At 67.4% G+C, this 4461-nt stretch carries 6 protein-coding genes and 1 pseudogene; 3 read left to right on the top strand and 4 right to left on the bottom strand.

All coding sequences use genetic code 11. The features are described 5' to 3' along the window. Positions 1 to 461 precede the first annotated feature (461 nt). The gene (locus tag DIZ27_RS44355; RefSeq protein WP_258308920.1) at positions 462 to 1076 is read right to left on the bottom strand and encodes a recombinase family protein; all 615 of its coding nucleotides are present in this window, start codon (positions 1074 to 1076) and stop codon (positions 462 to 464) included. 9 nt (positions 1077 to 1085) lie between these two features. Then, positions 1086 to 1334, bottom strand: coding sequence for a hypothetical protein (locus tag DIZ27_RS48325; protein ID WP_258308919.1), 249 nt, complete (start codon positions 1332 to 1334; stop codon positions 1086 to 1088). Between the two features lie 299 nt (positions 1335 to 1633). Between DIZ27_RS48325 and DIZ27_RS44350 the strand changes: the two genes are divergently transcribed. The 3 genes from DIZ27_RS44350 to DIZ27_RS44340 are packed head-to-tail and all read left to right on the top strand — an operon-like array spanning position 1634 to position 3105. Next, entirely contained in the window at positions 1634 to 1975 is a 342-nt protein-coding gene (locus tag DIZ27_RS44350; RefSeq protein WP_109383905.1) for a metalloregulator ArsR/SmtB family transcription factor, read from the top strand. 3 nt (positions 1976 to 1978) lie between these two features. Further along, a complete protein-coding gene (locus DIZ27_RS44345) occupies positions 1979 to 2485 on the top strand; it encodes an SRPBCC family protein (protein ID WP_109383904.1) in 507 nt (168 codons plus the stop codon). After that, positions 2485 to 3105, top strand: a complete 621-nt coding sequence (locus DIZ27_RS44340; protein WP_109383903.1) for a dihydrofolate reductase family protein — start codon at positions 2485 to 2487, stop codon at positions 3103 to 3105. The genes DIZ27_RS44345 and DIZ27_RS44340 overlap by 1 nt, the downstream gene beginning before the upstream one ends. Positions 3106 to 3559: 454 nt before the next feature. Here the strand turns inward: DIZ27_RS44340 and DIZ27_RS48320 are convergent. Together DIZ27_RS48320 and DIZ27_RS44330 are read right to left on the bottom strand one after the other, a co-directional pair. Further along, positions 3560 to 3769: pseudogene (locus tag DIZ27_RS48320) on the bottom strand (hypothetical protein); the annotation flags it as partial. Between the two features lie 2 nt (positions 3770 to 3771). Beyond that, positions 3772 to 4461, bottom strand: a 690-nt coding sequence (locus DIZ27_RS44330) for an integrase core domain-containing protein (protein WP_258308918.1), incomplete at its 5' end; no start/stop codon positions are given.

Raw genomic sequence — 4461 nt, 5'->3', positions numbered from 1 at the left:
GCGGCTTTTCCCCCCTCAGCCCGCAAGCGGGACCGACGCCTCGGACTCTCTGAAATCGGTCGCAGCCTGCTGCCCCGCCGGAGGTCGCGTGACTGCCCTCGCAAGATCCGTTCCTGCATCACCGGCTACGCCAGCAAAGCTCCTGGCGAGCCCCCCAGCAGCCGTCGCCCACCGGTCACCGTGGCCTTGAACAACCGGTGGCACGACCACTAAAAGCAACGGCATTGTCATCCGTTCGACAGGGGGACACCGTCATGCCGGGCTCGGAGGCCAGCGGCCCTCTTGCAGGACCGCGGAAAACATAACGGGGGTGGCCCGGCAGCTGTTCGAGGACCATCTGCGGTTGCGGGCGCTGACCGAGCAGCGGCTGGTGGTGGACGCCCAGAGTGTGGAGGGGTGTGACCCAGATATGGGTCACAGGGGCAACGAGCTGATCTTGAAGCCCTGACGGGCATCCGGGCTCACGCGGTGCTGTCGGCTTCCTCGGCGAGGATGCGGTAGACGGTGGCGACCGACGGGTGTTCGCCCTTGTTCTTGCCCGAGGCGATGACGAGCTTCTGCGCGATCTGCGGGACGGGCACCCCGTTGGCCCGCAAGGACCGGGCGTAGGCGGCCATGTCGTCGTCGACGACCTTGGGCCTGCCGCCGTGCCGGCCGCGTTCGCGGGCGGACGCCTGGCCTTCGAGGGACTTCTCCCGGATGTATTCGCGCTCGGACTCGGCCATGCCGGCGAAGAAGGCGAACAGGGCGGCGCCATGCCCGGACGGATCGTAGACGCCCTGGAGGGGGCCGGTGAGAAGTTCGATGTCGTGGTGGCGCAGGTCCTCGGCGATGGCCAGCAGCTCGGCGGCGCCACGGCCGAGGCGCTTCATCTCGTGCACGGTGAGGATGACCCGCTGGTGCGGGACGGCCTTCTTGATGGTGCGGACGAAGTCCATCGCCTTGCCGAACTCCGGTCTCACCTTGATACGGGTGCTGATCTTCTCGGAGAAGACCGGGTCGCACCCGGCCTCGGCGAGCGCGTCGAGCTGGCTCTGGAGTTCCTGCTGGGCGGTGCTGCACCTCGCGCAGCCCACCCTGGTGGGCTACGTCGCGGCCTCCGGCACTGCGGCGTCGACGGCGGGGCCCATCTCCCACGCGCGGCCGGGGCCGCGGTCGGCGGGGGTCTTCACCTCCAGCTCGGCGCGGAGCTGGGGGACGAGCATGAAGCGCGGGGGGTGGTACTTCGAGGCGACCTTGCCGCCGCGGGTGCGGCAGGTGCTTCCGGCGAGCACCTCACAGGTCGGACAGTCGAACTGTTCGACGGCGGCGGCCGGTTCGGCGGGCTGGGGCATGTCGCAAAACCTATCGCGAGGGGCTTTGTGCGAAAGCCGTTTTGCGAGAGGTTGTGAGAACGAAGATCAGGGGCAAACCGGACACGTTCCGGCGGGGGTCTCCGGTCTCTCAAAACTACTCATTTCTGCGAACACGAAGCGTGACGGTTTCCGCCTAGAGCAGGTCAGTCGCGCCGGTCACAGGGATCTGTCATCGCTCGGTTTCCGCAGCCGCCGACAAGGGTCACGATCGTCATCTGACGCGACCAGCCTGATTTCTTTCGACTTGACGCATACCGATATCGGCATATGATCGCCCCATGGCACGAGCAGCGACGACGTCGGACGTCTTCAACGCGATCGCCGAGCCGCAGCGCCGGGAGATCCTGGTACTGCTGCGGGCGGGTGAGCGGTCGGTGACCGAGTTGGCCCAGGAGYTGGGGATGACCCAGCCGGGGGCGTCCAAACACCTGCGGGTGCTCCGGGAGGTCGGGCTGGTGCGKGACCGCAAGGCAGGCAAGCAGCGCCTGTACGGCCTGGACGCCAGCGGGCTGCGGCCCGTCCACGAGTGGACCGGCGGTTTCGAGCAGTTCTGGAACGAGAGCTTCGACCGRCTGGACGCCTACGTGCAGGACCTGAAGCAGACAAGGAAAGCGGAGTAGCTGATGAGCACGACAGAACAAGGAACGCCGGCGCAGTCGGCGACAGCCGACCGCGAGATCGTCATCTCCCGGCTTATCGACGCCCCACGGGAGCTGGTGTTCGAGGCGTTCACCGAGGTGCGGCACCTGTCACGGTGGTGGGGACCGGAGGGGTTCACCACCACCACGCGGGCGTTCGAGTTCCGCGTCGGCGGGGAGTGGGACTTCGTGCTGCACGGACCGGACGGGACGGACTATCAGGAGTGGATCTCCTGGACCGAGATCGCCCCGCCGGAGCGGATCGCGTTGCTCCACGGTGAGACCCGCGGCGACCCGAACGCCTTCGAGTCGGTCCTCACGTTCGAGCCCGACGGCGCGGTGACCCGGRTCGAGATGCGCACGCTGTTCCCCACCAAGGAGCTGCGCGACGAGGCGGTCGAGAAGTACCACGCGATCGAGGGCGGCCGGCAGACCCTGAGCAACCTGGATACGTACATCACCGAGATCGTGGGGAAGGGGGCGGAGGGCTGATGGCCGGGAGGGTGTTCTTCAGCGTGTCGATGTCGCTGGACGGGTTCATCGCGCCCGAGTCCTCCGAGGACTTGATGGGGCAGCAGTGGATGGAACTGCAGCAGTGGATCTTCCCGCTGCAGTTCTTCCGGGAGAACCTGAAGCTGGGCGAGGGCGGCGAGGAGGGGCGCGACAACGACATCGTGCGGGAGACATTCGAGCGCACCGGCGCGAGCGTGATGGGCAAGCGCATGTTCGACGCCGGCGAGCAGATGTGGCCGGAGGCGGCGCCGTTCCACACGCCGGTCTTCGTCGTGACGCACGAGAAGCGTGACCCCTGGGAGCGGCCCGGCGGGACCACCTTCCACTTCGTCAACGACGGCATCGAGTCCGCCCTCGACCAGGCCCGCGAGGCCGCCGGCGACCGTGACGTCCGCATCGCGGGCGGCGGCGCGACGATCCTGGAGTACGTGAACGCCGGCCTGATCGACGAGTTCTCGATTGCGCTGTCACCCGTGCTGTTCGGCTCCGGAATCCGCCTGTTCGAGGGCGTGGACGTCGGCCGCGTGGCCCTGGAGCCGGTCCGCGCGGAGCCCTCCCCAAGGGTGACGCACCTGACCTACACCGTCCGGGAGCGGTAACTGTCCCGAACTCAGCGCTCTCCCGCCGAGGTCAGCTGCCCGCGGACGGCCCGGCCCGCCCTGGCGGCGACGGATGGCGATACGTGCTCACCCGTGGGGGCGGGGAGCTGGCCATGTACGCCGCCACGGTGTCCGAACCGCTGTCCGCAGTGATCCCCGGCTACGACGAACTTGGGGTCCCGGTAGGAACGGAACGAGAAGTCCGATTTGCTGTCAAAACTTTTGACGCCGTGTGAGCCGGCTCCGGCGGGTGCGGTCCGGGTGTGCGACATCCTGCGGGTTCGTCCTGGCTTTCATCTCCCGTTGCTGCAGGTCAGCCCGGCAGACGGAAGCGAGGGATCCGCATAGATCATGACGGACCCTCGGGATTCCTGAAGGGCCGTCATGATCCCTACATGGACGCACAGGCCGAAGGCGACGAGGTGCCTGGTCAGACACCCCATGTTGTTTGGTGTCAAGCGGCATGGGGTTGGGCGTGGTGTGCCCAGGCAGTTGCTTCGTCGTAGTGGGTGCGGGTTTTGAGGCATCCGTGGAGGATGCCGACGAGGCGGTTGCCGAGCTGGCGGAGGGCGGAGTTGTAGCCGGCTTCACGGGCTCGCTGCTTGTCGTAGTAGCGGCGGGCGCCGGGTGAGACCCTGCGCCTGCCGAAAAGCTCATCCGCCCAGTTCAGGCGGCATGTCGATACTCGTGGAGGATGCCGCCGAGTCGTTGGCGTCGTCGTATGTCGAGGTGGATGATCTGCTCCGGATCGCTGATCGGCCTCGGCAAGGGGCGTAGCGGGCGGGCGTTGGCGATGCCTTGATGGGGCCGGTGGGAGTTGTAGAAGTCTTCGAACTCGCGTAGCGCGTGGAGCAGGTGTCGCTGGTTCCAGATCAGGGTGCGGTCCAGCAGCTCGCGCCGGCAGGTCTGCACCCACCGTTCCATGATCGAGTTCATGCGCGGCATCCGGACGCCGCTGAGCACCACCTCGATCCCTGCATCGTTGAGGACGGTGTCGAACAGGGCGGGAAACTTCCCGTCCCGGTCCCGGATCAGGAACCTGACCCGGCAGCCGGCGTCTTCGAGGTCCATGACGAGATTCTTCGCGACGTGCGTCACCCAGGATGCGGTGGGGTACGCAGTGGCGCCGAGGATCCGGATCCGCCGGCTGGCATGCTCGATCACCGCGAACACGTACAGGCGCACCCCGGACAGCGTGACCGTCTCCAGGAAGTCGCACGCCAGCAGGGCGTCGGCCTGGGAGCGCAGGAAGTCCGCCCACGTGCTGGAAGCGCGTTCCGGTGCCGGGTCGATCCCAGCCTCCTGGAGGATCTCCCAGACGGTGGAGGCGGCCACCTTGATCCCGAGAACGAGGAG

Source organism: Streptomyces sp. NWU339 (genome assembly GCF_003143855.1).
In the GTDB taxonomy this organism is placed as follows: Bacteria; Actinomycetota; Actinomycetes; order Streptomycetales; family Streptomycetaceae; genus Streptomyces.
This window is presented reverse-complemented; position numbering and strand designations above follow the sequence as displayed.